Origin of the sequence: Janibacter sp. A1S7, from assembly GCF_037198315.1 — a bacterium.
Classification (GTDB): Bacteria; Actinomycetota; Actinomycetes; order Actinomycetales; family Dermatophilaceae; genus Janibacter; species Janibacter alittae.
The window spans coordinates 1,941,044-1,964,531 of sequence record NZ_CP144913.1 but is presented as its reverse complement, the minus strand read 5'-3'; the positions used below and the strand labels follow the sequence as shown (position 1 = coordinate 1,964,531).

The window sequence follows — 23,488 nt, the reverse complement described above, 5'->3', positions numbered from 1 at the left end:
ACCGCCGGGCGCCCCGACGAGGACAAGGAAGAACTCCCCGTGCTCCGCACCCATGACGCCGGCGCCCTGCGCGCCGACCACTCCGGCCAGACCGTCACCCTCAGCGGATGGGTGGCTCGGCGACGTGATCACGGTGGCGTGGCCTTCCTCGATCTGCGCGATGCCTCCGGCGTGGCCCAGGTCGTCGCCCGCGACGAGGTCCTCACCGGCGCGGCCCACGACCTGCGCAACGAGTACGTCATCACGGTCGTCGGCGAGGTCGCCCCGCGTGACCCCAAGGACGTCAACCCGAACCTGCCGACCGGTGAGGTCGACGTCGTCGCCACCTCGATCGAGGTGCTCAGCACGGCGGACCCGCTGCCCTTCCAGATCGACGAGCGCGTCTCCGTCGGTGAGGAGGCGCGTCTGAAGCACCGCTACCTCGACCTGCGCCGTCCCGGCGCGGCCGGCGCCGGTGCGGGTCTGCGGTTGCGCAGCAAGGTCAACGCCGCCGCACGGTCCGTCCTCGCCGAGCGTGACTTCGTCGAGATCGAGACCCCTACCCTGACCCGGTCCACCCCTGAGGGTGCCCGTGACTTCCTCGTCCCCGCGCGACTCGCACCGGGTGAGTGGTACGCCCTGCCGCAGAGTCCACAACTGTTCAAGCAGCTGCTCATGGTCGCCGGGATGGAGCGGTACTACCAGATCGCCCGCTGCTACCGCGACGAGGACTTCCGCGCCGACCGGCAGCCAGAGTTCACCCAGCTCGACATCGAGATGTCCTTCGTCGAGCAGGACGACGTCATCGAGCTCGGCGAGTCCATCGCGAAGGCGGTCTGGGGCACCATCGGGATCGACCTGAGCGCTCCCTTCCCCCGGATGACCTACGCCGAGGCGATGGAGCGGTACGGCAGCGACAAGCCCGACCTGCGGTTCGGCGTGGAGCTGCAGGACTGCACCGAGTTCTTCGCCGACACCCCTTTCCGGGTCTTCACGGCCGACTACGTCGGCGCCGTCGTCATGCCCGGTGGCGCCGGCCAACCCCGCCGGCAGTTCGACGCCTGGCAGGAGTGGGCGAAGCAGCGTGGCGCCAAGGGCTTGGCCTATGTCACCGTCGGCGAGGACGGCGAGCTGGGCGGACCGGTCGCCAAGAACATCTCCGAGGAGGAGAGGGCCGGCCTCGCCGCGCACGTCGGCGCCCGCCCCGGCGACTGCATCTTCTTCGCCGCGGACCAGCCCCGGGCCGCGCGGGCGCTGCTGGGCGCTGCCCGAGCGGAGATCGCCCAGCGATGCGACCTGATCGACGAGTCCGAGTGGTCCTTCGTCTGGGTCGTCGACGCCCCGCTCTTCGAGCCCACGGGCGAGGCCGTCGCCGCCGGTGACGTCGCTGTCGGCTCCGGCGCCTGGACCGCGGTGCACCACGCCTTCACCAGCCCGAAGCCCGAGTTCCTCGACACCTTCGACACCGACCCCGGCTCCGCGCTGGCCTACGCCTACGACCTCGTCTGCAACGGCAACGAGATCGGTGGCGGGTCCATCCGTATCCACCAGAGGGACGTGCAGGAGCGGGTCTTCTCGGTCATGGGCCTGGACGAGGAGGCGGCGCAGGAGAAGTTCGGCTTCCTCCTCGAGGCCTTCAAGTACGGGGCGCCCCCGCACGGCGGCATCGCCTTCGGCTGGGACCGCATCGTCATGCTCCTGCTGGGGGCGGACTCCATCCGCGACGTCATCGCCTTCCCCAAGTCCGGGGGCGGCTACGATCCGCTGACCGACGCGCCCGCCCCGATCACCCCGGAGCAGCGCAAGGAGGCCGGCATCGACGCCCGGCCCACGACGAAGGGCGATACCCCGGCAGCCCAGGGGGCACCGGAGGTCAACCCCCGGCAGAGCTGATGCCCGACGTGGCCGTGGAGGTGATGCTGTGGGACTGCGACGGCGTCCTCCAGCACGGGCTCTTCGACTGGCGCGAGCGTCTGGACCGGACGGTGGGGCCGGGCTTCGCCCGCAAGGTCTTCGAGGCAGAGCTGCCGGCGCTGCGCGGTGAGCGCAGCCTGCGAGCGGTGTTGCGTGACCTGCTGGAGCAGGAGAACCGATCGCGCCGACTGCCGGTCACGATCGAGGACCTGTTGGGCATCTGGGAGCAGTTCGATCTGGACCTCCAGGCCATCGGGCTCGTGGAGGAGGTCCGACGCCTGGGGGTGCGCTGCCTGCTCGCCACCAACCAGCAGGACCACCGGGTGCGTTTCATGCGAGAGGTCCACGGGTACGACGACATCGTCGACGGCGCCTACTGGTCCAGCGAGGTCGGGGCGATGAAACCCGACCCCGCCTTCTTCGAGCACATCCTCGACGACCTGGCCGTGCCGGCCGATCGGGTCGGCTTCGTCGACGACGTACGGGCGAACGTCGAGTCGGCGCAGTCGCTGGGTATCCGGGGGGTGCACCACGTACCGGCCAGTGGTGCGGCAGGGCTGAGGCGCGCACTGCACCCGCTCGTGCCCGCGCTCGCGGGCACCCTCCACCAGCCGGATCCGTAGTCAGCTGACGAGACCCGGAAGCAGCGACATCTGCAGAAGCGCAGTTCATACAGCGAACCGCTTGTTTCGGATCACGTCAGTTTGCCAATGACCTTTGTTCAAGCCGGGGTCGTCCAGACGGGCGATCGCGCGCCACTGAGTTGGGAGGAGGCTGTCTGCTTCGTGTCGTATAGGGCCCGGTCACCGGGCAGATCACCGGACGGGTCTTGCGGGACGATGCCATGCGCGGGCCGTCGTTATTCAGATCAGGTATGGCTTGAATTCGACGGGGGTTCGTCATTCGGGACTGGCCTGCCCTGGCGAAGCCCGCCGCAAACCGCCCACTATGACCCGCCACCCGCAGGTTGTCTTCGGGGTCTTCATTACTGCGGCGAGGAACAGCGGAACTCGTCCGGGTGCGGGTCGCCGCGGCAGGGAACAAGTCAGCTTGGCCAGGTACATGAAGGAACTCTCGGCAGAGTGTCGGTGTCGTCGGTTACGGTCGCGTGCATGGTCACCCGCGTTGTCCCGGAGCACTCCAAGAGCGCGGTTGGTCGCGCCAGCAAATTGGTTGGAAAGGGCAAGGGCACGCCCGAGAAACTAGCGGAAGCCCGCGCCGTCCTGAGCAACTTCCGCAGCGCGCACGCCTTTCCGCTGAATGCCGTGACGGTGACGGTCCGGCAGAAGGCGCTGGCCGTGAACCCCAACGCGGTCGTCGCGCAGCGGCTCAAGCGCCTCCCGACCATTCTCGACAAGTTGGCCCGCATCCCGACCATGAGCGTGACCACCATGCATGACCTTGGGGGCTGCCGAGTCGTGTTCGAGTCGGTGCCTGAGGTCGAACGCCTCGTGGAGGACTTGCGCGACTTGCCCCGATCCCGCAACCGTGTCACCCGGGTCTATGATTACCTCCACGACGACCCCGGCCCGAAACGTTCGGGCTACCGAGGCGTCCACCTCGCCTACGAGTACGGGGCCTCCAAGGAGGAGTACCACGGCCTGCGGATCGAGCTCCAGGTCCGCACACAGTTGCAGCACGCTTGGGCGACCGCGGTCGAGACGATGGACCTGTTCTCCGGCAGTGAGTTGAAGTACAGCAAGGGCGAGGCGGACGTCATCCGCTTCTTCATCTTGGTCAGTTCGCTCATGGCCCACGAGGAGGGCACGGCTCCGGTGCCGGGTGCTGCGGCCTCCGTCCCTGAGTTGCTCGATGAGTTGGCGGACTTGGAGAACCGCTTGGGCATCGTTGGCCGCCTCCGCGGCTACGCAGCCATCGCTGGGAACCACGCGACCAGCGATCGCCGCAACGCTCTGACTCTGGAACTGCGGCGCTCGGCCGGGGCGTTGACGGTCACCGTTCACGAGACTATGGCCAAGGCGGAGGCGCGCCTGACCGAGTTGGAGGCGCTGAACGACGACGACCTCGACGCCGTGCTCGTCAATATCGCGCGGATCAGCCAACTGCAGGCCGCCTACCCCAACTACTACGCCGATACCTCGATGTTCACCGAGTTCGTGGAGTCGCGCCTCGACGACCACCTACTCCAGACCGCCTGAGGTGCGAGGCTTGGCTGAGCGCCGAAGATGGAGACTGACCAGCAATCACCCTGGAGTGACACGTCCCTCTGACTGCCAACGGGAACCGGAAGCGGATCGCTCATCGGAGTACCTGCCCATGCTGCATAGAGTGTTTGTGTCGACGATTGGCAAGGAGAATCCATGAGACTGCACCACGTACAGGTTGCGTGCCCTCCGGGGACGGAGGGCACGGCGCGGCGGTTCTACGCAGAGGGCCTTGGGCTGAGCGAGGTGGAGAAGCCAGAAGACCTGAAGCCGAAAGGTGGAGTGTGGTTTCGGGCATACGACGAAGGCGGGAGCGTGAGCGCTGAAATCCATGTCGGGGTAGAGGATCCGTTCTATCCCGCACTCAAAGCGCACCCCGCTCTGCAGTTCGCCAGTGTGACTGAACTCGAGGCCGTCGCCGAACGACTGGTCGACTTAGGGTTCGGCGTCGACTGGAGTCAACGGCACAACTTCCCCGGAAACGAGCGCTGCCATACGGCCGATGGACAGGGGAACCGTGTCGAGCTCCTCGCGCCGGTTGCGTCTGGGTGAACGCGCCTACTTTCCCGAGCATTGAGGGGCTGCGCGCTGCACATGGTTGCCGTGCCGTGGAAGGATCGGCTCGCGGAGCGTGCCAGTGCAGGATGGGGTCTACGACGCGCTGGACTCGTCCCCGGACTCCGTCCCGGCGTGCCGCGGTTGGTGGTTCAGCCCGTCTTCGCAGGGGGCTGGGCGACGCACAATATCCCCTTGTTGCCCTCTTGGTCAGCGAGGACGGTGAGCGACGGTGCGTCGCTGTCATCGACGACGATCCCACCTGCGGCGACGGCTGCGGCAATTCGTTGCTCGGCCACCTCGGGCGCCACATAGACCTCGACGTGGAACCGCTGACCCGGGGCCCCACCCTCGTCGTCGTCCCCGAACCACAGGTTCGGCACACGTCCCGTGGCGTCCCGGATCTCGTCGCTCGGGGACCCGTGACCCTGGGAGTCGGCGTTCCCTGTCAGCAGGGCAGCCCACACCGGTGCGATGGTCGCGGATTGCGTGCTGTCGAGGCCGAGCTCGACGACGCTCACCGAGGCCGGGTCGGCATCGAGATTGTGATTGGCGGCGATGTCGCTGATTCGCCGAGCGAGGTCGACGTCCTGCTGGGTCACCCATTCGACGACATGCTCGTTGCCCTCGTCGTCGCGATAGATCGCATCCGCGGTGACCAGCTTGAGGTCGACGTACCCATGGCCCAGCGACACCCGGGGGTAGTGGCCGATCGCATCGCCCTCCTCGCCCACCGCGGCGATGAACCGCGCGCCGGTGCCGAAATCGGCGACCAGGTAGCGGGCATGCAGTCCCTGGGCCAGCTTGCGCCACTCGGCCAGGCGGGCTTGGGCGATCTCGTCACTCTTCAGCATGTCCATGCTCGGGGACCCTATCGGCGACCCCGCTGCAGCGCGTGTGCTCATCGCTTCGCCACCTCGATCGACATCACGCAGTTCTTCAATCCCTTGGGTCGGACGTAGCTGAAGCCGAGGCGTTCGTAGAGCCGGCGGGTGCCGTTGTAGAGGAACGACGAGGACATCTTCTTCGTCTGGTGCGTCAAGTCGTGCGGATAGGCCTCGACCACGCCGCCACCGGCCTGCGCGATGAGGTCGAGGGCGCCGCGGATCGCGATCTCGGTGACGCCTCGGCGGCGGTACCTCCGGTCGACGAAGACACAGGTGATCCGGTAGTCGGGATCTTGGTCCTTCTCGGCGTCGTACTGCTTGCGATGGTGGAGGGTGGGCAGCTCGGTCGGCGTGCCGAACTCCGCCCACCCGATCGCCTCGTCGCCGTCCATGACGAGCGCCGCGTGGGCTGCGCCGGCCTCGACGTACTGCTTCTTCAGCTCCCGGTTGGCCTCGGCCCCCTGCCCGCGCTCGGGGCCGTCTGGATGGAACCAGATGCACCAGCAGCCGCCGAAGATCCCGTTGTGGCGCTGCACGAGGGCGTCGAAAGCCGGCCAGGTCTCGACAGTCAGAGGAATGACCTCGAACGTCGCGTCGGCGCTCGTCTCGATACTCATGGACCCACCGTAGAACCGTTACCGGACGATCCGCGTCCGGATCAGCGACTCGTGTCAGACCAAGTCGAGCGCCGCCTCAAGCTACTCCTCGGTGGGCCCCGTGCTCGAATGGCGACAGAGCCCACCGAAGAACCGTCGTTCTCGGTTGGGCGCGCGTCCCGGGAGACGATCCCCATGCGAACAGGTCGGTGACGTCGCTCCAGGGGGCAGTACCTCGACAAGAGAGACCTGGATGAAGTGTCTCTCGGTACCCTTGACCTATGAGTGAACTGACCGCCGCGTCGCTGAGACTCCGTGCTGCCCTCACGCAGCATGAGAGTCGCGTTGTTGACGTGCTGGAACGGTACAGCGCCACCAACCCACGTCTCTTTGGGTCGGTGGCGCGCGGCGATGCCGAAGAGGACAGCGATCTGGATCTTCTCGTCGACCTGACCGCAGGGGACGGTAACGAGCTGCTGCGTGTGGCCGGGCTCGCCGAGGAACTGAGTGAGCTGCTTGGCGTCCGAGTTGATGTCGTTGCGGCAACGCTCTTGCGCGACGAGGTCTCCACTACTGCGCTCGCAGACGCGGTTGCAGTGTGAGCCGCTCGGAGGCGCAGCGCCTGGAAGACATTCGGGCCGCAATCTCGCGATGCATCGCCTACCGCGACCATCTCGATTCGGCAGAGTTGGGCTCGATGGCGTACGACGCCGTGCTCCGCAACCTGGCCGTTGTCGGCGAGGCAGTGAAGTCCCTGCCCGAGGACTTCAGGCAGGAACACCCCGACACGCCGTGGGCCTCGATAGCCGGTCTCCGCAACGTGGTTGTCCATGAGTACTTTCGGGTCAACCCGGATCTGATCCGCGACATCGTTGACAATCAGCTGGCGCCGCTACTGGACGACATCTGAGGGCCCCTCAGGGATCTCGTTCGTCGGATCGGTTAGTGGGGGCGGGCGATGTTGCGGGTGACGGGATCGAGGTGCCTGCTGATGAGGTCGGACGTTGTCCGATGTCGGAGCCGGCTGCGTCCTGTGGTCTGGCCTGATCCATCTCATTGGAGGTGCGCCATGAGCGCACTGCTTGTCGGGTACGCCCGATGCTCCACCGATCAACAAGATCTCACCGCTCAACGTGACGCCCTGGGCAACCTCGGGGTCCAGACCGAGCGGATCTACGTCGACCACGGCCTGACCGGCACCAACCGAGAGCGCCCTGGGCTGCGCGAAGCACTCGCTGCCTGCCGGGCCGGCGACACCCTGGTCGTCACCAAGCTCGACCGCTTGGCCAGGTCCTTACCGGATGCCCGGGCGATCGCTGATGAGCTCACCTCCCGGCAGATCAGCCTCTCGCTCGGCGGGTCGGTCTATGACCCCACCGATGCTGTCGGGCGGCTGCTGTTCAACGTTCTCGCGATGGTCGCTGAGTTCGAGTCTGACCTCATCAGGCTTCGCACCGTCGAGGGCATGAAGGTCGCCAAGGCCAAAGGACGGCTGCGTGGAAAGCAACCGAAGCTCACCCGAAAGCAGGAAGCCCACCTGGTGTCCTTGGTGAGCAGCGGCGAGTACAGCACCGCCGAGGTCGCCGACCTGTTTAGCGTGGGTCGCTCCACCGTCTACCGGGCCATCGAACGCCAACGGATCGCAGCCAAGGCTCAGACCACGAAGGCGACTTCGAGGCGTTGATCCGGCCGTAGCGCCGGTCGTCCCGTATCCGACACCCCACCGGGACACCGGCGCTGCGGACGTTCCCATCGACTAAAGGCGTCCGGTCTGGGTTCGGCTGCTGGTGATCCTCCGCGACTCGCGTCAGTTCCTCAGACTGCCCTGGCCTGCGCGCGGGGCGTCACGGTAGGAGCTCCCAGTACTGCTTGCGCGCTGGCATGGCGTGGATCACCAACTCATCACCGTCGTCGAAGGTCAGCACGACGATCTCCAGCAGCCGCGCTTGCGTGTCGAACCCGAGCCGCAGTTCACGATGCGGCCAGTCGTCATTCTCAAGCGGCTCGATCCACTGCGACCAGTTGGCGGCCTGCACCGCGTCCTCGCTCAATACCCCATGTTTGAGCGCGCTGTGATGAACCTTCACGCGGCGAAGTTACCCAGCGCCCGCCGGATCGCCTCGGAACGCGACAGGTGCTCCCGCTCGGCCACCGCATCCAGCGCAGCGACCTCCTCAGCCGTCAGCCGCACCGCCACAACCTGCATCGGCTCGGCACCACGCCCCGGGCGTCCACGCCCGCGACGCTTCAACTCTTCGATGTCGTACCCGGCCTCGGCTTCGTCGGCCCAACGCTGGATCTGCTCCTCGCTCACCATACGAATATCGTATAACGAAAATCGGGACGGCGGTAGACCACCGTCCGGAATGGCGGATCAGTGCGCGGGCAAGATCCGTCGGTTCCTCGCTACGTCGGAGTGGCCTCGCCTGAGGAAATGCCCCAGGCGAGGCCCCGGCCATCTGACCGCCCGCAAGAGGTTCCTCAACCGAGACGAGCATGACTTCACCACGCAGCAATCAGCACGGGGGGTTGCGCAACAACCGTCAGCTGTGCATTCCGATCAAAGGTAGACGGCAACAGGTATGACCCGCACGGACGCCCCCGCAACTCGTGAGTCGAGAGTGAAGTTGAACAGGTCGGCCGCAGCCATGCCGTCGTCCTCGTCATGCCCCTCGTCCCCGTCGCCATCGAGGTCCACTCGATCGGCTGCTGCAGCCGATTCGCTCGTCTCCTCATCATCGGCCTGAGTCAGCGCGCTAATCTTCTCAGTCTGCTCCTGCACGGACTCGTTCATGACCCGCACCAGCTCATCCACAGCCTCGGGACGCATCCTCTCCAGTACCTTGTTCCGCGACAGGATCGGTTCATCCTGCATCAGCGGTCCAGCTACCTTCCCGAGCACAGTGAAATGGCCGTCAAGGATACGATCCTCGTCTTCCACAACGAAGTGCTCGACATCGCACATAGTGATAAACGTGAGCAGGTCGTCGCCTTCCCCGATCTGCCCGTAGAACTCACGAGTCTTCGCGCTGCGGAAATCGGCTCGCACCGCCTCCGTCGCCGATCGTCCTATCGCACCCCAAGTGTCCATGTCCCCGTCGAGGCGCAGTTTGAACTCCTGCACCTTCTCCACGGTACCGCCCTAGAAGGAGCGCATACCCTCTGTGAACCCGTTCCTTCGGACGATCTGCTCCACCAAGTCCGGCGTGACGATGTCGAGCAATGCGACGACCTGGCTCGGCGTGAATGATGCTGAAAACTCGACAAACTCACCTGGTCGCAAGTTGGCTGCGTCGGCTCTACCTTTTACATCTTGGATCAGGCCGGTCTGGCCGAGCACGGACCGAACGACGTGCAGGTAGTACGGCTGGGTGTAGTGAGCTCTTGACGTCGCCGTGCTGCCTGTCAACTGCTGGCTTCCAAGCCGTCTCTCATAGTCGGCCTCCACGGCTGCGTCACCAGCGAACAAGCCAGGGAATTTCGCAGCCAGGCCCACCTTGGCCTTCCCACCCGCGGTCGTGTCCTGCGAATTCCCGTGCTCGCTGCGGGCCTCGTTGGCGAACTCCGTCAGCAGCGGCTGTCCATACGTCTGCTGGAGGATGCCTTCCACGTAGTCAGGATTCTGGTAAATGGACACTGTGGGCGGCAACGGCTTGGGGTCAGCCCGCGGTTGTCTAGACTGTCTCATGACGTCCCTCACCTTCGCGCGACTGAACTTACACAGAAGACTGCCTGAGCAGACTATGCGACTACGGTAACTGTCCCGTAGGGGTAGTCGCCGCGCCATTGAGCAGCTCTCAGATCATCCCGCTAATCGATAGGTCCATAGACTCGTGGTACACCTGTGACCTGCTGGTCACACGTCGAGCCGGAATATCAGGGTCGGGACGCCGGACGGCGTCTGATCGTTCCTGTCGAAGGTGAAGCCCAGCTTGGTGGCCAGGTGAATCGAGGCCGTGTTCTCCGGGTGAATGTTGGCGATGAGCGAACGGATGGTGCGGTCCCTTCTCGCCCAGTCGATCCAGGCTCGACACCCTTCGGTAGCGAGTCCTTGACCCTGGGCCTCGCGGGAGAGGACGTAACCGAGTTCGGTCTCTCCCCAGTTGGGCCAGAAGTGCAGTCCGATGCGACCCAAAAACCGCCCGTTCTCGCGGCGAATGACTGCGCTCTGCCCGTAGCCGCGTTCTTGCCACTCGTGGGTGAAATCGGCCACTTGAAGGCCGATCGCTTCTGGAGTAAGTCGATCGCCCCCGACATACCGAGGGACCTGCGGATCGCTGTAGACCGCCACCAAGGCATCCGTGTCCTCGACCGACAACGGGGGAAGGAGAAGTCGCTCAGTAGCGAGAAAGTCAAAACTAGACATGCCACTCATTACATCGCAGCGCAGGCTTGCCCGCCTCGCCAACGAGATGGCCGCTTGCCCGTGCAAAGAACCTACCGTTGGAGGATCCGCACGGCTCTGCCCAAGGTGAAGATCAGCGCCGATCACTGGCACGTCATCCGCCTGGCCAACGAGATGGTCACCAAGGTCCGCCGCCGGCGGATCTGGGAGCTGCACCAGCGGCGGGGCCGCAACATCGACACCGCCTACCGGTACCGCAAGCTGCTCACCTGCGCCGCCGACCGGCTATCGGTACGTCAACGCACGCGCCTGAACCAGCTCCTGCAGGAGGACATCGAACCCGGCCGTCGCGTGGGGCATCAAAGAACACGTGCGCCAACTGCTCGCTGCCCGCGACACGGCCACCTTCCAGCGTGAGTGGGCCGCGCTGGCCAAGGCCATGCGCGCCACCCGACTGCCCGAACCCCTCGCGCTGTTCAAGACCTGACTCGTGCCACCTGATGCGTGATCGGCGTTCGGGGTCGACTTTTCGGCCATTTCTCGAGGGGTCGTTGGGCTGAGTGACGTACCCCGCTCCTCGGTAGGGTCGAGGTCGTGGTGTTCGTTCGCAAGTCGGCTGGTCGTTCTGGTGCGACGAAAGTGCAGATCGCCGAGCGGCGCGATGGGCGTAACCACATCATCGAGCACGTGGGCACCGCGCGCTCGGATGCCGAGTTGGCGGTGCTGATGGCCGAGGCACGTCGTCGGCTGCGCCCCGGTCAGGAAGCGCTGGACCTCGACCTCGACGACGAGGACGGGCAGGAGTCGGGCCGGTCGGGAGTGATCACCAGCAAGCGGTCCGCGCTGCTGTGGCACGTGCTGTCGAGCGTGTACGAGCGGCTCGGGTTCGACGTCGTCGCCGATGAGGCGTTCAAGGAGTTGGTGCTGGCTCGGATCATCGAGCCGACGTCGAAGGCGGACTCGCTGCGGGTGCTGGGAGAGGTCGGGGTCGAGCACGCGTCGCTGCGCACGATGTTCCGCTCCCTGGCGCGGGCCCAGGAGCGCGGCTATCGCGACGAGGTCGCTGCCGCGTGCTTTACCCATGCCGCCAGCAGTGGGGACGTGTCCTTGTGCCTGTATGACGTGACGGTGCGCCGTGAGGCGCTTGTTGTTCGAGTGGAGGTGAGAGACCTTTGCCTGATTCCCTGCCGTAGCAGGGAGTCCGTAGCTGGGGGCAGCCTGATCGCAGGGACGTGCGGGAGGGCGGGAGCAGCCCCGACAAAGCCGTGTCGCGTCAGCACCGTTGGATGGCGTGGGCGCGGCGAGCAAGCCGAAGAGGTATACGCGAGGAACCGGTGTCATCACCTGTCTTGACGTACTACCGCCTCAAACCCAGTGGATATGGGGCGGGCGCGGCCAGCCACCTGCCGGAGTGATGGGCGGTGGACCGCCCGGGGCACGAGTTACATGTCCCGGGTCGGGTCGGCGGTGAAGGACTACGGAGTAGTCGCCGACGAGTGCCGCAGGCAGATAGCCGGGTGCCTCCTTCGGTCAGCGGACAGCAAGTGAACACGGGAAGGTCCCCGGGGCCTGCCCGCCGAGCCTGTACAGCCAGCGCGGGTCGGTGTGGCTGGGTGCGTCGCCTGCCGATCGGCCCGGGGGCTGGCGGAGCCGCCGTAGTACTGCGAGTCCGGGAAAGCCGGACACATCGGGAAGGGCGGCAGCGAGGATGGATAGGAGGTACTGCGATGGCGCAAGAGGCGTTGGTGAACTCCGACGCTCGAGCCTTGATGGAGCAAGTCAGGGAGCGGGTAGCGCGGACGCAGATCAAGTATCACCGGTGGGCCAAGACCGACCGCGATCAGCGGTTCGGGGACTTGTTCAACCTCGTGTCACACCCGGACTACCTGCGGGTGGCCTGGCAGCACGTGGCACGAAACAAAGGGGCTCGCACCGCGGGGGTCGACGGCGTGACCGTGCGTCAGATCGCCCAGCGGGGTGAGATCGGGGATTTCCTGAATGGGATCGCCGCGAGCCTGAAGGACGGCACGTATCGGCCCTCGCCGGTGCGGCGGGTGCTCCTTCCCAAGCCGGGCGGCAAGTCGCGCCCGTTGGGGATCCCGACCGTGACCGACCGGGTCGTGCAGCAGTCGTTGAGGATGGTGCTGGAACCGATCTTCGAGGCCGACTTCCAGCCGGTCTCCTACGGGTTCCGGCCCAAGCGGCGCGCCCATGACGCGGTCGCCGAGATCCACCACTACGCCACCAGCGGGTACCGGTGGGTGCTGGACGCAGACATCGAAGGATGTTTCGACCACATCGACCACACTGCCCTGCTGGGTTTGGTGCGGGAACGGATCAAGGACAAGAAGACCGTGGCACTGGTCCGCGCGTTCCTCAAGGCCGGAGTTCTTGATGAGCTCGGTCTGCAGGCCGCGACCAGTGAGGGAACCCCACAAGGCGGGATCATCTCGCCGCTGTTGGCCAACATCGCCTTGTCCGTGCTGGACGAGGCGATCATGGCCCCGTGGAAGCCAGGTGGTGACCAGTCAAGCCAGGCTGAACGCGCCAAACGTCGTTACCACGGGTTGGGCAACTGGCGGATCGTGCGCTACGCGGACGACTTCGTCATCATGACCAACGGCAGCAAGGATGACGCGCTGGCCCTGAAAGAACAGGCCGCCGAGGTGCTGGCCGGGATCGGGCTGCGGCTTTCCGAGGCCAAGACCCGCGTCACGCACCTACGCGAAGGGATCGACTTCCTCGGCTTCCACATCCAGTGGAGGAAACGCAGAGGAGGCGGCAAGTGGTGCTGCATGGTCTTCATCAGCAACAAAGCGTTCGCGAGGATCAAACAGACCATCCGCGCTCTGACCCCTCGCCGGTCACCACGGCCCATGATGGACGTGATCATTGAGGTCAACGCGGCGCTGCGCGGGTGGACGTCCTACTTCCGCCACGCCATCGCCGGGCGACGATTCAGTTTCCTTCGGTACTTCACCTGGAGACGCTTTGTCGCGTGGCAGCGCGAGCAGCGCCGCTGGAACTGGTCCAAGGTCAAACGATGGCTCCGCCGCCCAGACGGCAGTTGGAAACCCATCGCGACTACGGACGTGGCCGTCTTCGACCCCACGAAAGTGCGGGTTCGACGCTATCGGTACCGCGGGAATCGGATCCCCAGTCCCTACGACCCGGCCACGGCCGCCTGACGGCATCACCTCGTGGAGAGCCCGTTGCGTTGAAAGGCGCACGGCGGGTTCGGCGGGCGGTCCGGGGAAACGGGGCAGCAGCAATGCCGCCACCGCGCCCCGGACCGACCCAACACGCTGTACTTCGAGGCCGAGCATGAGGACGAGCTGCGCAAGGTCGGATTTTCGAAGGAGCGGAGGGTCGACCCGCAGGTCGTCGTGGGTCTGCTGGTCGATCGCAACGGCTTCCCGCTGGAAATCGGCTGCTACGAGGGCAGCAAGGCCGAAACAGCCACGATCATCCCGATCGTCCAGCAGTTCCAGGCCCGGCACGGCCTGAGTGACATGGTCGTCGTCGCCGACGCCGGGATGCTGTCCACGAGCAACCTGACCGCTTTGGATGAGGCCGGGCTGCGGTTCATCGTCGGCTCCCGCGCGGTCAAGGCCCCGGGCGATCTGGCGTCCCACTTTCGTTGGCACGGGGACGCGTTCGCTGACGGGGAGCTCATCGACACCATCACCCCCAAGCGGGCCACGGCCGCTGCCCGCGGCGAGAACGATGCGGCCAAGCGCGCCGAGCCGGTCTGGGACCCAGCCACGTTTCTGGGGTCGTGGCGGGCGTGTGGGCCTACTCCAGGAAACGAGCGGTGCGGGATCGGAAGACGTTGACGTTGCAGGAGAACCGCGCGAAGGCTGTCATCGCGGGTGAGAAGGCCTCCCGCACACCCAGGTTCGTCAAGACCACCGGCGGCGACCGTGTCCTGGACCAGGCCTCCCTGGAGCGTGCCTTCAGGCTGGTCGGGCTGAAGGGGTACGTCACCAACATCCCCGTCGACCTGATGCCTGCGGGCGAGGTCATCGCCAGCTACCACTCGTTGTGGCAGGTCGAAGCGTCCTTCCGGATGAGCAAGACCGACCTGCGCGCGAGGCCAATATTCAGCCACTCACGTGAAGCGATAGAGGCGCACCTGACCATCGTGTTCGCTGCCCTGGCCATCGCTCGCTACCTGCAAGACGCGACCGGGGTGAGCATCAAGAAGATCGTGCAGGCGCTACGCCCGATCCAGCAGATCCGCGTGCGCATCGCCGGCCACGAACACCATGCCGAGGACCCCCTCACCCCAGACGCGGTCGCCATCTTGGACGACCTGGACCTCCCGCCTCAGTGACGTACCCCGGTGGCACAAGTCAGGTGGGCCGCGCTGGCCAAGGCCATGCGCGCCACCCGACTGCCCGAACCCCTCGCGCTGTTCAAGACGCTCACCGCGTGGCGTCGCGAGCCGCTCACCTTCGTGCGCACCCGCGTCAACAACGCCCGTTCCGAGGCAGCGAACCTGACCGCGAAGACCTTCAAAAGGATCGGCAGGGGCTACCGCAACCACGACAACTACCGATGCCGCATCATTGGCTACGCGCCCCAACCAATCGCGGCGTGAACACCCAGCACCACGCTCAAAGTTGAAGAGCCCTCATCCTCTCAGTAGCGCGGGGCACTTCCCACCGCTCGCCATAGGGGATCCACCCGGGAAAGCCTGCTGCCAGCTGTCGTAGAGGGCGAGGCCATCAGTTGTCGAGGCTCGCGGGCTGCTCCACGGCAAACTTCACGCGGAGAGAGTAAACGCCTTTCGACAGGAAACCGCTCGCTGAAGAGAGTACTCTCAACTGAACAGAATCACTTAGGGAGCCCGAATATGTCGAAAATGCTCAGGTCATCGACCGTCCTCGCACTCGCCGGTGCTCAGCTACTAACATGGAGCACTCCGCCAAGTAGTGGCGCGAAAGGCAATTCAAATGTGGACATCGTTGGTGATGCCTCGGGCTTGTCAGTGGTTGCACCGGATTCCTCTATTCGACGAACGGGTGCAACCCAGCGGGGTGGTGGGGGTGGAGCATGGCTAGAGCTTCCTAGCCGGTCTGGCTCAACCGCGGGGGAAATGCGCCACTACGTAGTCCAGAACAAGAGCGGCGTTACCGAGGATCTGGTCGTGGATCGCACGGTCAAGGCGCCCTCAGACAGGAAGAGGCGCGTCGGATGGACGCGAACCAAGAATTCGGTGGGCTTGGAATGGGCATCTAATAGAGATATATCAGATTGGGAGATATCCACTCCGGACAAGCAAAAGATAAAGACAACGAAAGACTACTTTGTCGACAACAGCACAGCAGCTAGTGGTACATATCTGATCACTGGATCGGATCCTGATGGCGGAATTGAGAGTTTTGTGCTAACAATTCCTGAGGCTTCATCCGCCAGTTCAACGATCGCGTCTGCAACTGCAGAGGGTTCAGATCAATGGAGGGCCGTCGCCTGGGCTGCCTTTATTGAAGAGAACAAGGTCCAAGCCAAACTGCTCGGTGTTCCTACGTGTACAGAATATCTGACTCTCGGGTATGACTCCTATGGTGGAGATAACCGAGATTTTGTTGATACCATTCCTGACCTATACACAACTGACACTCGACGATTCAGGGTCGGGTCAGCTGTCGCCAGTAATTGGCGAGGGTCAGCGTGGGTGAATCCCACCATCTACGACAATTTGGTGTCAAAAGAGACTGGCATAACTACAGCATATGACGAGAACGGCCAGCTTTTGCAAACTGCCCAGGCCAACGCTCAAAATGATGTCACCTTGGAGAGTGGCTTCTCGGAAATACTGCCGCCAAATCTCGGGGATTTGGGTGCGGCGACCCGAATTGTGAAAATGGATTCATCGAACCCGCTGTGTAATCTACCTAACCCAAACCCTCCCCATGCACCTACTCCCGCCCCCGCAATTAGTGTAGATTACGACTACCGCCATACTTCAAATGGGTGGGTTAGTGTCGAAGCGTCGCACGACAAAGCTCCCATGCACGAGGTGTTGTGGGCTGCTGCGGACGATGAGTCCAACCCCGCGAAACCAAGTGGGTGTTTGTACCGGTTTAGGAACCAAGGATTCCTAAACCTAAGTAACACGCCAGTGAACAATGCGGACGTAACCTTGGATTTCAACCCCGATGTTAGTGCGCCGAGTTGTGTCACGGTCTGACGGTGGATTTACGCAGTGGTTTTGGGCTCTTGGCCTGCCGTGGTTGGTACCTGTCGCAGTCGCCTGGCCGCCGCCTCTCATTACATGGGTATCGGCAATCTGCTTTTGGTTAACTGGGCTTCTGTTCGTGTTCGGGATGTTAAAAGTGCGGGTACCTCAGTGGCTTCTTATTACGCTACTGCCGTTTATGATGGTGCTCGTCATTGCTCTAGTCTCGAAGGTGCTGATGCGGGTAGGCGCGGTGGATGAATCACTGCATGTCTTTGACGGGTGGACTTGGGCACTTGGAGTGCTGTGGTGGGTGGGTGCTTGCGCAGTGCTACTCGTCTGGGCTGCCGGACGCACATGGAGGAGTCTCGCGTAGGCGAATGAAGCCCGGGGTGCTGGTTCTTCGGCCCCGGCTTTTTTTGGGGGGGCCTATGGTGGCTGTACGGAGGGGCATCGAGGTCGCAGCGAGCATCTCCTCCAACCGGCTAATCGACGCTTGCCGGCGGCGCGTAGCCCGGTGGGGCCACCGAATCGCCTCACCAGTTCCAGCACCGCGGGGTTTCTGCACCCTCGGGCCCAGGGCCCGTTACACCAAGGGAGACATGACCCTCGCGCTATTCGATCGAAGCGTCGACCACCCGGACTTCGATTCCGCTCAAGCCCACTGCCACCCATGACGCCGGTGGGCGATCGACCCGATCTGCGTGCATAAGGCATGTTCGAACGTCCCGGTCGTTGAACGTCACGCGGAACCAGTGACCGATCGATTAACGGACCACTGGCTGGTGTTGACGCCTTCTTGGCGGTGCCTCTAATCGGTGTCAGGTATCCATTCGAGGAGGGCGCCGGGTTGGCAGTCCAGGACTGCGCACATGGCCTCGAGTGTGGACAGGCGGACCGCTTTGGCTCGTCCGTTCTTTAGGACCGCCACATTTGCGGGCGTGATGCCCACGCGGGAGGCGAACTCGGAGACGGACATCTTGCGGCGAGCGAGTTCGACGTCGATGCGCACAACGATGGCCATCAGATGACAGCGTCCATCTCGGTTCGCAGGGCCGTGGCCTGATGCAGCAGGGACCGCATGACGACCATGAGCGACATCATTCCCAGGGCGACGATGGTGGCGAACAGCGCGAAAGCCGGCACGGTGATCGGCCCCACTGCGGCAGCCAGGAGGTACACGAGAGTCACGAACGAGATGCCTGCTGCGGCGGCTAGGGCCCACACGATCCAGTCGACCCAGCCGAACAGCTGAGGATCGAAGATCCGGGACGTCTGGACCGCGTTCAGAAGGCACCAGATGCACACCAGGACGACCTCGACACACACCAAACCAAGGATCGACAGCGTGAGGATGGGCCAGCGCATGTACGCCACTTCAGGATTCTCATGAGCCACCCAACCCGACATCCATGGCAGTACCACCACCTGCAAGGCGAGGCAGCAAGCTAGTGCGATGCCGAGCACGGCCCGCAGTGTCAGGATGGGCAACCTGTTCGTCATGGATTGAGTTTCAATGCCCAACTATCGAATGTCAATAGATCCCATGGCTCCGGGTGCGGCTCGGTCTCGTCCCGTATGCCGCGCCCTCACCGGTCAGCGATCCGCTTCCGGTTCCCGTTCGCAGTCAGAGGGACCTGTCGCCTCAGAGTGGCGGTTGGTCAGTCTCCATCTGCAGAGTTCGGCCAAAGAACATCGGCAGCGCCTTGTCGAGTCCTTCTACGGTGATGGGAACGTGTCCATTGGCGTTCCACCGGGTGTTGGTGAGTCGCAGGCGGTCGGAGACGAGAGCTTCGGATCCGCGTGCATCACGCGAGATCCCGTCGGGCTGGTATCCCAGCTTGCGTGAGACGCCTTGGGAAGCATGGTTGTCGGGAAAGACTTCGGTGGTGGCGTCTGTGGCACCTAGATGATCGAACGCCAGCGACAGCACGGCGGTGCGAGCTTCGGTGCCGATGCCGTGACCCTGATGTTCTTGACCGAGCCAAGACGAGGTGCTGACCTCACGCAGGACCGGGTAGTCGCGAGCCCGCAGGTTCACCATCCCTACCGGCTGATCATCACGAAGAAAGACCCCAAGCCCCAGCCGCCAGTTGTCTACACGCCAACTAGCGAGTCGAGCCCAATGGTCACGCAGCACGACCTCCGCCCGCTGCGCCGAGCTCCCTTCAGTCCACGGAGTCAGGAACGGCCGTTCGTCGGGCTCACGGACGCCTCGGCCTGCCAGTTCGGCGAGCGCGCCGATTTCCTCGAGGTCAGGCAGTCGAAGACACAGTCGGGGCGTGCAGATGCGCAGACCGTAGGTCGGCCACAGATCGGCGAGCATTCCCACAGTCTCTCCAATCTCTGAAATGCCGCCACTCGACTTTCGCTCCGATGCCTCGAGTGACGTTCACCCATCGACGAATGGAGCAGTCTCACTGATCGGTTGACGGTCCCGGATCGTAGGGCTGTGTACCCCCGTCGACGGTCCACAGTGCCGCGAGAGGCATCAAATCGGAGATCAGGACGCTGCGTACTCCGTGCTCGGTCGGCAGGATCACGCGGATGTTCCGGTGGTAGTCGAACAGCACCTGCCGGTCCCGGCCACACGGACCTACCGGTCCACGACCGTGATTGCCCACGGCCACGATGGCTGTCAGCTCCCGGGCGCCTGCAGCACGTGCGGCACCGAGGACCACTAGTTGTACCCGGCCGACAGGTTGGTGACACTCCGGTTGGGTCGTTGACGTAAGGGAGGACCCCCGGGTGCGGTGGGTGATGTCTAAGTCGCCGACCGACCGGAGGTCCTCGTGTCCCACAGTAATGCCCGACTGACCGTGCGTGGTCATCAGTTGTTGGTGGAGCGGGTCTGCGAGCAGGGGTGGGCTGTGGCCCACGCCGCCAAGGCCCAAGGCGTTTCCCGCCAGTGCGCCCACCGGTGGATCAACCGGTTCCGTCAGGAAGGCCCGGCCGGTCTGCACGAGCGTTCCTCGCGTCCGCACCACTGCCCGCGCCAGACCCCGGTCGAAATCGAAGAGCAGATCGTGGCCACCCGCCGCCAGGAACGTCGTGGTCAGGACTGGCTCGGTCCCGAGCTCGACGTGCCGGCCCGTACCGTCTCTCGGGTCCTACGACGCCATGGCGTGCCCTACCTGCGCGAGTGCGACCCGCTGACCGGGGAAGTCATCCGCGCGTCGAAGACCACTGCCGTGCGCTATGAACGCGAGCGTCCGGGCGAGTTGACCCACGTCGATGTGAAGAAGATCGGCAAGATCCCCCACGGTGGTGGGTGGAAGGCCCACGGACGGGCAATGGGTTCCACTGCGGCGAAGAAAAGGGCTCGCATCGGCTACGACTACGTCCACTCGATGGTCGATGACCACTGCCGGCTGGCCTACAGCGAGATCCTGCCCGACGAGAAAGGGCGCACCTGCGCCGGGTTCATCAAGCGCGCAGCCGCGTACTTCGCCGACCACGGCATCACCACGATCGAGCGGGTGATGACCGACAACCACTTCTCCTACCGCAACTCCCACGACGTGCGCGAGGCGATGGAGGAACTGGGCGCCACACACAAGTTCATCCGGCCCCACTGCCCCTGGCAGAACGGCAAGGTGGAGCGGTTCAACCGCACCCTGCAGACCGAATGGGCCTACCGAGAAGTCTTCACCAGCAACGACCAACGCTGCGCTGCCCTTGCGCCCTGGCTCGAGCACTACAACACTGAACGCCGCCACACCGCACTCGGCGGTCACACCCCGACCAGCCGACTGTCACCAACGTGATGGCCGGGTACATCTAGTTCTGCGCACGGGCCACCGGTGAAGTGGAAGAGGTTCACACCGGCAAACATCTGCCCGTCGGCGGCTTGGACAGCGGCTCCCATGGTGTGCACGCCATCTTCGTTCGGGCCCGCGTCGGTGTTCGCGTCGATTGTGGAACGGGCCAGCTTCACGAGCTGCCACTCGTCGTCGGTCAGCTCACGGACAGAAGCAGGAAGTGTCATGACCTCACGATGACACGGCGCGCCAGGCAGGCACGCCTCCCCACGACGTCACTTGCCTGCAGCGGGATCGCTGGGCGGTGAAGGAAGCGATGCGCCGGTTGCGTCGTGCCACGCGTATGACCAGCAGCCAGCCGAAGCCTCCTGCGGTCAGATCCAAACGACGTAAGTAATGCTGGTCCTGCCGACGGTTTCGGTGACTTGCCAACAGCCAGGACTGGGGAAGCTGATCGCGGTAGGCCACCAGTGGAAGGTCTTGCCGGCGTCATCTACGGCTTTGGCATATCCACCCGTGCTGCCGGAGGCTTCGCCTTTGCCGTCGACCCGTTCGGCCTGCACCCGAGGCGGTCCCAGCTCATCTGTCACATTCCCTTCCCGGATCGTGAATGACGGGTACTTCATGCCGCCGATCTCGCGGGCCTGTTTGAGTGCCGGTTTGTCGGTCCACCAAGCCCCCACCCACAGTGCCCCCTGACCGAAAACGGGACCCTCGTGAGTTTCGCGCACTCCGCTCGGGACCCCCTCCGTTGTCGGAGGAGTCACCCGGCAATCGTCCGCTCCGGGACTCGGAGTCGCAGTCGGTGGTGTCGCTGCCTTGGGGGAAGTCTCGGTGGTTTCATCCGCGGCGGTGCACCCCACGGTGAGCAGAACAGCTGAGCACAGGCCAACTAGTGGTCCGTCTCAGTTTTGACTTTGCACTGTGTCCAGAGCGGCGCGGGCGTGGGCGACTTTCGTCAGGATCGATTCGGCGGTAGCGGTCCAGGTGTATGGCTTGGGGTCCTCGTTGTTCACTTCGAGGTAGTCCTCGATGCTGGCGATCAGGTCCGGCACGGACCCGAAGATCCCGCGACGCAGGTTCTTCTCGGTCAGGTCGCGGAACCAGCGTTCGACCTGGTTCAGCCACGAGGAGGACGTCGGCGTGAAGTGCAGATGGAACCGCTTGTGGCTGGACAACCAGTGCTTGATCGCGGCGTGCTTGTGGGTGGAGTAGTTGTCCAAGATCAGATGCACTTCGAGCCCCTTGGGGACCTCGCGGTCGATGGTCTTGAGGAACTTCAGGAACTCCTCGTGCCGGTGCCGGGGCAAGCACTGACCGATGACCTTGCCGGTGAGGACATCCAAGGCGGCGAAGAGGGTGGTGGTCCCGTTGCGCTTGTAATCATGGGTCATCGTTCCCGCCCGGCCGGGAACCATCGGCAGGCTCGCCTGCGTGCGGTCCAAGGCTTGGATCTGGGACTTCTCGTCCATGCACAGCACCACCGCCTGCTCGGGCGGATTAAGGTACAGCCCCACGACGTCGATGACCTTCTCGGTGAACTGCGGATCGTTGCTGACCTTGAACGAATCGACCCGATGCGGCTTGATCCCCAGCTCCGACCAGATCCGCTGCACGGTGTCCTTGCTGACCCCGACCCGCTTGGCCATCTCCCGGCACGACCAGTGCGTCATACCCTCCGGAGTCGTCTTCGTCGTCAGTTCGAGGATCTCGGCAACCTTCTCCTCGCTGATCGTCGGCTTCCGTCCCCGCCCCGGCGCGACCTTGCCCCAGTTGGCCAGACCATCGACCTCGAACGCCTTCCGCCACGCACGCACCGTCACCGCCGTCACCCCATGACGATCAGCGATCACCGTGTTCGCCACCCCGGCAGCAGCATCAAGCAGCACACCCGCGCGCACCACCTCCCGGTGCGCCGCAGCGCTGGATCGAGCCACCCCTTCCAGCACCTCTCGCTGGGTGGACGAGATCGGCATGGCAGCTGCTGTAGAGGTCATACCTCAAAGGTAAAAGGAGACCAGATATCTATTTGCGCGACACGCTACTAGAACGAGGCGGACCATTAGGTTGGGGTGGCGTTCATCACCATGTCGGTGATAGATACGCCGTTCGCTCCATGCTGTCGCAGTTCCTCTGCGTGTTTGGTAGCGCTGTCGATCGAGTCGAAAACCTCGCTGACGGTCGGACCGTCGTCGCTTTCGATGGTGACCACTAGGTGCACCGTGTCCCGGGTATCGTCCGCGCTCTTCCCCTTGCGGTCACTGGCGCAGAAGGGGTAGTCCTCGACCAGGTTGGAGCGCCCGGGAGCCGAGGCCAGCAACTGCTCGAGCAGTTGCAGCGCCTCCTGCTCGCTGGACGTGACGGCCACGGGTGCCAGCCCTGAGGATGCGGTTGCTTGCGTGTCAGGACGGTCGAAGTAAACCACCCAACAGGTGCCGCTGCGGGTTCGGCTGCGCACGGAGTCAGCCTCCGCAGGAGAGCGAGACGCGGGCGGGGTACACGCGCGCATAGTACGTCTTTCCCCGGTAAACGATCGTTCCTGCCGTGGTGCTGCCCCACCCCGACTTCTCGCTACTGACGCATTTGAACTGTGCATTCTTCTGCTGCAGAGATGCGACGCCACGGTTGCTGGCCGTCTTCGTGCCCTTCAGCTTCCACCAGATGAAGGACTTGTATCGAAGGTCTGTGGAGTGGCGAATGCTGGTGACCGAGACCGTGCACTTGGTGTGCGGCTTCGTCCGTACGTAGCCATTCCTCTTGCGGATTGGGGAGGGGTACAGCGTGCAGGGCCCGTACCTGACGCTGGCCGCGGATAGCTGCCCGGAGTCAAGTCGATCTAGGACGCGATTGGCCTCGCTCGGACTGTCAGCGAGGACGTACCGGCCAACGCCCTCGGACCCCGCGAAGTCCTGGTCAGAGATGGACTCGGGTGAGCTCGTCGAAGCGCTGGGCTTGCTCTCGTCGGCGACGCTCGCGACGGCGGACGGTGTCGAGGCAGCGATGGCGGCAAGGACGGCGATCGCCGAGACAGCGGTGCGGTTCATGGTTTCTCCCCCTGAGTGTCATGTACCGAGGAAGGTAGCAGGAGATTCGATGGGTGTC

The 23,488-nt window shown here is 64.3% G+C and carries 26 protein-coding genes and 3 pseudogenes; 14 read left to right on the top strand and 15 right to left on the bottom strand.

Translation table 11 applies throughout. The annotated features are described in order from the left end of the window. Positions 1-39: 39 nt before the first annotated feature. The 4 genes from aspS (at position 40) to V1351_RS09375 (ending at position 4,610) form a co-directional block, all read left to right on the top strand. Positions 40-1,872, top strand: coding sequence for an aspartate--tRNA ligase (gene aspS / locus V1351_RS09390; RefSeq protein WP_338747893.1), 1,833 nt, complete (start codon positions 40-42; stop codon positions 1,870-1,872). Next, positions 1,872-2,516, top strand: coding sequence for an HAD family hydrolase (locus tag V1351_RS09385; protein ID WP_338747892.1), 645 nt, complete (start codon positions 1,872-1,874; stop codon positions 2,514-2,516). Before aspS ends, V1351_RS09385 begins: the two co-directional genes overlap by 1 nt. A 489-nt stretch (positions 2,517-3,005) precedes the next feature. Continuing rightward, positions 3,006-4,052 (top strand): RelA/SpoT domain-containing protein, encoded by a 1,047-nt coding sequence (locus V1351_RS09380; protein ID WP_338747891.1) that lies wholly within the window; start codon positions 3,006-3,008, stop codon positions 4,050-4,052. Positions 4,053-4,214: 162 nt separating this feature from the next. Beyond that, on the top strand, positions 4,215-4,610 hold the full coding sequence (locus tag V1351_RS09375) for a VOC family protein (protein WP_338747890.1): 396 nt from the start codon (positions 4,215-4,217) through the stop codon (positions 4,608-4,610). Between the two features lie 155 nt (positions 4,611-4,765). On the opposite strand, the gene V1351_RS09370 is transcribed toward V1351_RS09375, so the two are convergent. Both V1351_RS09370 and V1351_RS09365 read right to left on the bottom strand, forming a co-directional pair. Beyond that, positions 4,766-5,473: a 4a-hydroxytetrahydrobiopterin dehydratase gene (locus tag V1351_RS09370; RefSeq protein WP_338747889.1), complete on the bottom strand. Its 708-nt coding sequence runs from the start codon at positions 5,471-5,473 to the stop codon at positions 4,766-4,768. 41 nt (positions 5,474-5,514) lie between these two features. Beyond that, positions 5,515-6,117, bottom strand: coding sequence for a GNAT family N-acetyltransferase (locus tag V1351_RS09365; RefSeq protein ID WP_338747888.1), 603 nt, complete (start codon positions 6,115-6,117; stop codon positions 5,515-5,517). 260 nt (positions 6,118-6,377) lie between these two features. Between V1351_RS09365 and V1351_RS09360 the strand changes: the two genes are divergently transcribed. The 3 genes from V1351_RS09360 to V1351_RS09350 all read left to right on the top strand — a co-directional run bounded on the left by V1351_RS09360 (position 6,378) and on the right by V1351_RS09350 (position 7,780). Then, complete coding sequence (locus V1351_RS09360; RefSeq protein WP_338747887.1) at positions 6,378-6,698, top strand: nucleotidyltransferase family protein; 321 nt, start codon at positions 6,378-6,380, stop codon at positions 6,696-6,698. Next, a complete protein-coding gene (locus tag V1351_RS09355) occupies positions 6,695-7,006 on the top strand; it encodes a DUF86 domain-containing protein (protein ID WP_338747886.1) in 312 nt (103 codons plus the stop codon). The genes V1351_RS09360 and V1351_RS09355 overlap by 4 nt, the downstream gene beginning before the upstream one ends. Before the next feature lie 159 nt (positions 7,007-7,165). Continuing rightward, entirely contained in the window at positions 7,166-7,780 is a 615-nt protein-coding gene (locus V1351_RS09350) for a recombinase family protein (RefSeq protein ID WP_338747885.1), read from the top strand. 160 nt (positions 7,781-7,940) lie between these two features. Here the strand turns inward: V1351_RS09350 and V1351_RS09345 are convergent, their stop codons facing one another. The 5 genes from V1351_RS09345 to V1351_RS09325 all read right to left on the bottom strand — a co-directional run bounded on the left by V1351_RS09345 (position 7,941) and on the right by V1351_RS09325 (position 10,462). Further along, positions 7,941-8,183, bottom strand: a complete 243-nt coding sequence (locus V1351_RS09345) for a toxin (protein ID WP_338747884.1) — start codon at positions 8,181-8,183, stop codon at positions 7,941-7,943. Continuing rightward, the gene (locus V1351_RS09340; protein WP_338747883.1) at positions 8,180-8,413 is read right to left on the bottom strand and encodes a ribbon-helix-helix protein, CopG family; all 234 of its coding nucleotides are present in this window, start codon (positions 8,411-8,413) and stop codon (positions 8,180-8,182) included. The genes V1351_RS09345 and V1351_RS09340 overlap by 4 nt, the downstream gene beginning before the upstream one ends. 243 nt (positions 8,414-8,656) lie before the next feature. Then, complete coding sequence (locus V1351_RS09335) at positions 8,657-9,229, bottom strand: hypothetical protein (RefSeq protein ID WP_338747882.1); 573 nt, start codon at positions 9,227-9,229, stop codon at positions 8,657-8,659. Positions 9,230-9,238: 9 nt separating this feature from the next. Further along, complete coding sequence (locus tag V1351_RS09330; protein ID WP_422388963.1) at positions 9,239-9,784, bottom strand: DUF6414 family protein; 546 nt, start codon at positions 9,782-9,784, stop codon at positions 9,239-9,241. A gap of 168 nt (positions 9,785-9,952) precedes the next feature. Beyond that, complete coding sequence (locus tag V1351_RS09325; RefSeq protein WP_338747880.1) at positions 9,953-10,462, bottom strand: GNAT family N-acetyltransferase; 510 nt, start codon at positions 10,460-10,462, stop codon at positions 9,953-9,955. 60 nt (positions 10,463-10,522) lie between these two features. On the opposite strand from V1351_RS09325, the gene V1351_RS16310 reads away from it, so the two are divergent. The 6 genes and pseudogenes from V1351_RS16310 (at position 10,523) to V1351_RS09300 (ending at position 16,637) form a co-directional block, all read left to right on the top strand. Further along, positions 10,523-10,858, top strand: coding sequence for a transposase (locus tag V1351_RS16310; protein WP_422388962.1), 336 nt, complete (start codon positions 10,523-10,525; stop codon positions 10,856-10,858). A 177-nt stretch (positions 10,859-11,035) separates the two neighbouring features. Then, positions 11,036-11,569 (top strand): annotated as a pseudogene (locus V1351_RS09320) (IS1634 family transposase); the annotation flags it as partial. 485 nt (positions 11,570-12,054) lie between these two features. Next, complete coding sequence (gene ltrA, locus V1351_RS09315) at positions 12,055-13,629, top strand: group II intron reverse transcriptase/maturase (protein ID WP_338747878.1); 1,575 nt, start codon at positions 12,055-12,057, stop codon at positions 13,627-13,629. 114 nt (positions 13,630-13,743) lie between these two features. After that, positions 13,744-14,777: pseudogene (locus tag V1351_RS09310) on the top strand (IS1634 family transposase); the annotation flags it as partial. A gap of 15 nt (positions 14,778-14,792) precedes the next feature. Next, positions 14,793-15,044 (top strand): annotated as a pseudogene (locus V1351_RS09305) (transposase); the annotation flags it as partial. Between the two features lie 549 nt (positions 15,045-15,593). Next, a complete protein-coding gene (locus V1351_RS09300) occupies positions 15,594-16,637 on the top strand; it encodes a hypothetical protein (protein WP_338747877.1) in 1,044 nt (347 codons plus the stop codon). A gap of 799 nt (positions 16,638-17,436) precedes the next feature. Here V1351_RS09300 and V1351_RS09295 read toward each other — a convergent pair. From V1351_RS09295 to V1351_RS09285, 3 genes are all read right to left on the bottom strand, one after another. Beyond that, positions 17,437-17,649, bottom strand: a complete 213-nt coding sequence (locus tag V1351_RS09295; protein ID WP_338747876.1) for a helix-turn-helix domain-containing protein — start codon at positions 17,647-17,649, stop codon at positions 17,437-17,439. Then, entirely contained in the window at positions 17,649-18,128 is a 480-nt protein-coding gene (locus V1351_RS09290) for a DUF2975 domain-containing protein (protein WP_338747875.1), read from the bottom strand. Before V1351_RS09290 ends, V1351_RS09295 begins: the two co-directional genes overlap by 1 nt. 142 nt (positions 18,129-18,270) lie before the next feature. After that, complete coding sequence (locus V1351_RS09285) at positions 18,271-18,951, bottom strand: GNAT family N-acetyltransferase (protein ID WP_338747874.1); 681 nt, start codon at positions 18,949-18,951, stop codon at positions 18,271-18,273. 466 nt (positions 18,952-19,417) lie between these two features. Here V1351_RS09285 and V1351_RS09280 point away from each other — a divergent pair, with 466 nt between their 5' ends. Next, a complete protein-coding gene (locus tag V1351_RS09280) occupies positions 19,418-20,392 on the top strand; it encodes an IS481 family transposase (protein WP_338747873.1) in 975 nt (324 codons plus the stop codon). On the opposite strand, the gene V1351_RS09275 is transcribed toward V1351_RS09280, so the two are convergent. The 5 genes from V1351_RS09275 to V1351_RS09255 form a co-directional block, all read right to left on the bottom strand. Next, entirely contained in the window at positions 20,359-20,613 is a 255-nt protein-coding gene (locus tag V1351_RS09275) for a hypothetical protein (protein ID WP_338747872.1), read from the bottom strand. The genes V1351_RS09280 and V1351_RS09275 overlap by 34 nt on opposite strands. 147 nt (positions 20,614-20,760) lie before the next feature. Next, complete coding sequence (locus tag V1351_RS09270; protein WP_338747871.1) at positions 20,761-21,117, bottom strand: hypothetical protein; 357 nt, start codon at positions 21,115-21,117, stop codon at positions 20,761-20,763. Between the two features lie 174 nt (positions 21,118-21,291). Continuing rightward, entirely contained in the window at positions 21,292-22,383 is a 1,092-nt protein-coding gene (locus tag V1351_RS09265) for an IS630 family transposase (RefSeq protein ID WP_338747870.1), read from the bottom strand. Between the two features lie 65 nt (positions 22,384-22,448). Beyond that, positions 22,449-22,844 (bottom strand): hypothetical protein, encoded by a 396-nt coding sequence (locus V1351_RS09260; RefSeq protein ID WP_338747869.1) that lies wholly within the window; start codon positions 22,842-22,844, stop codon positions 22,449-22,451. A gap of 4 nt (positions 22,845-22,848) precedes the next feature. Next, the gene (locus V1351_RS09255) at positions 22,849-23,430 is read right to left on the bottom strand and encodes a hypothetical protein (RefSeq protein ID WP_338747868.1); all 582 of its coding nucleotides are present in this window, start codon (positions 23,428-23,430) and stop codon (positions 22,849-22,851) included. Positions 23,431-23,488: the final 58 nt, after the last annotated feature.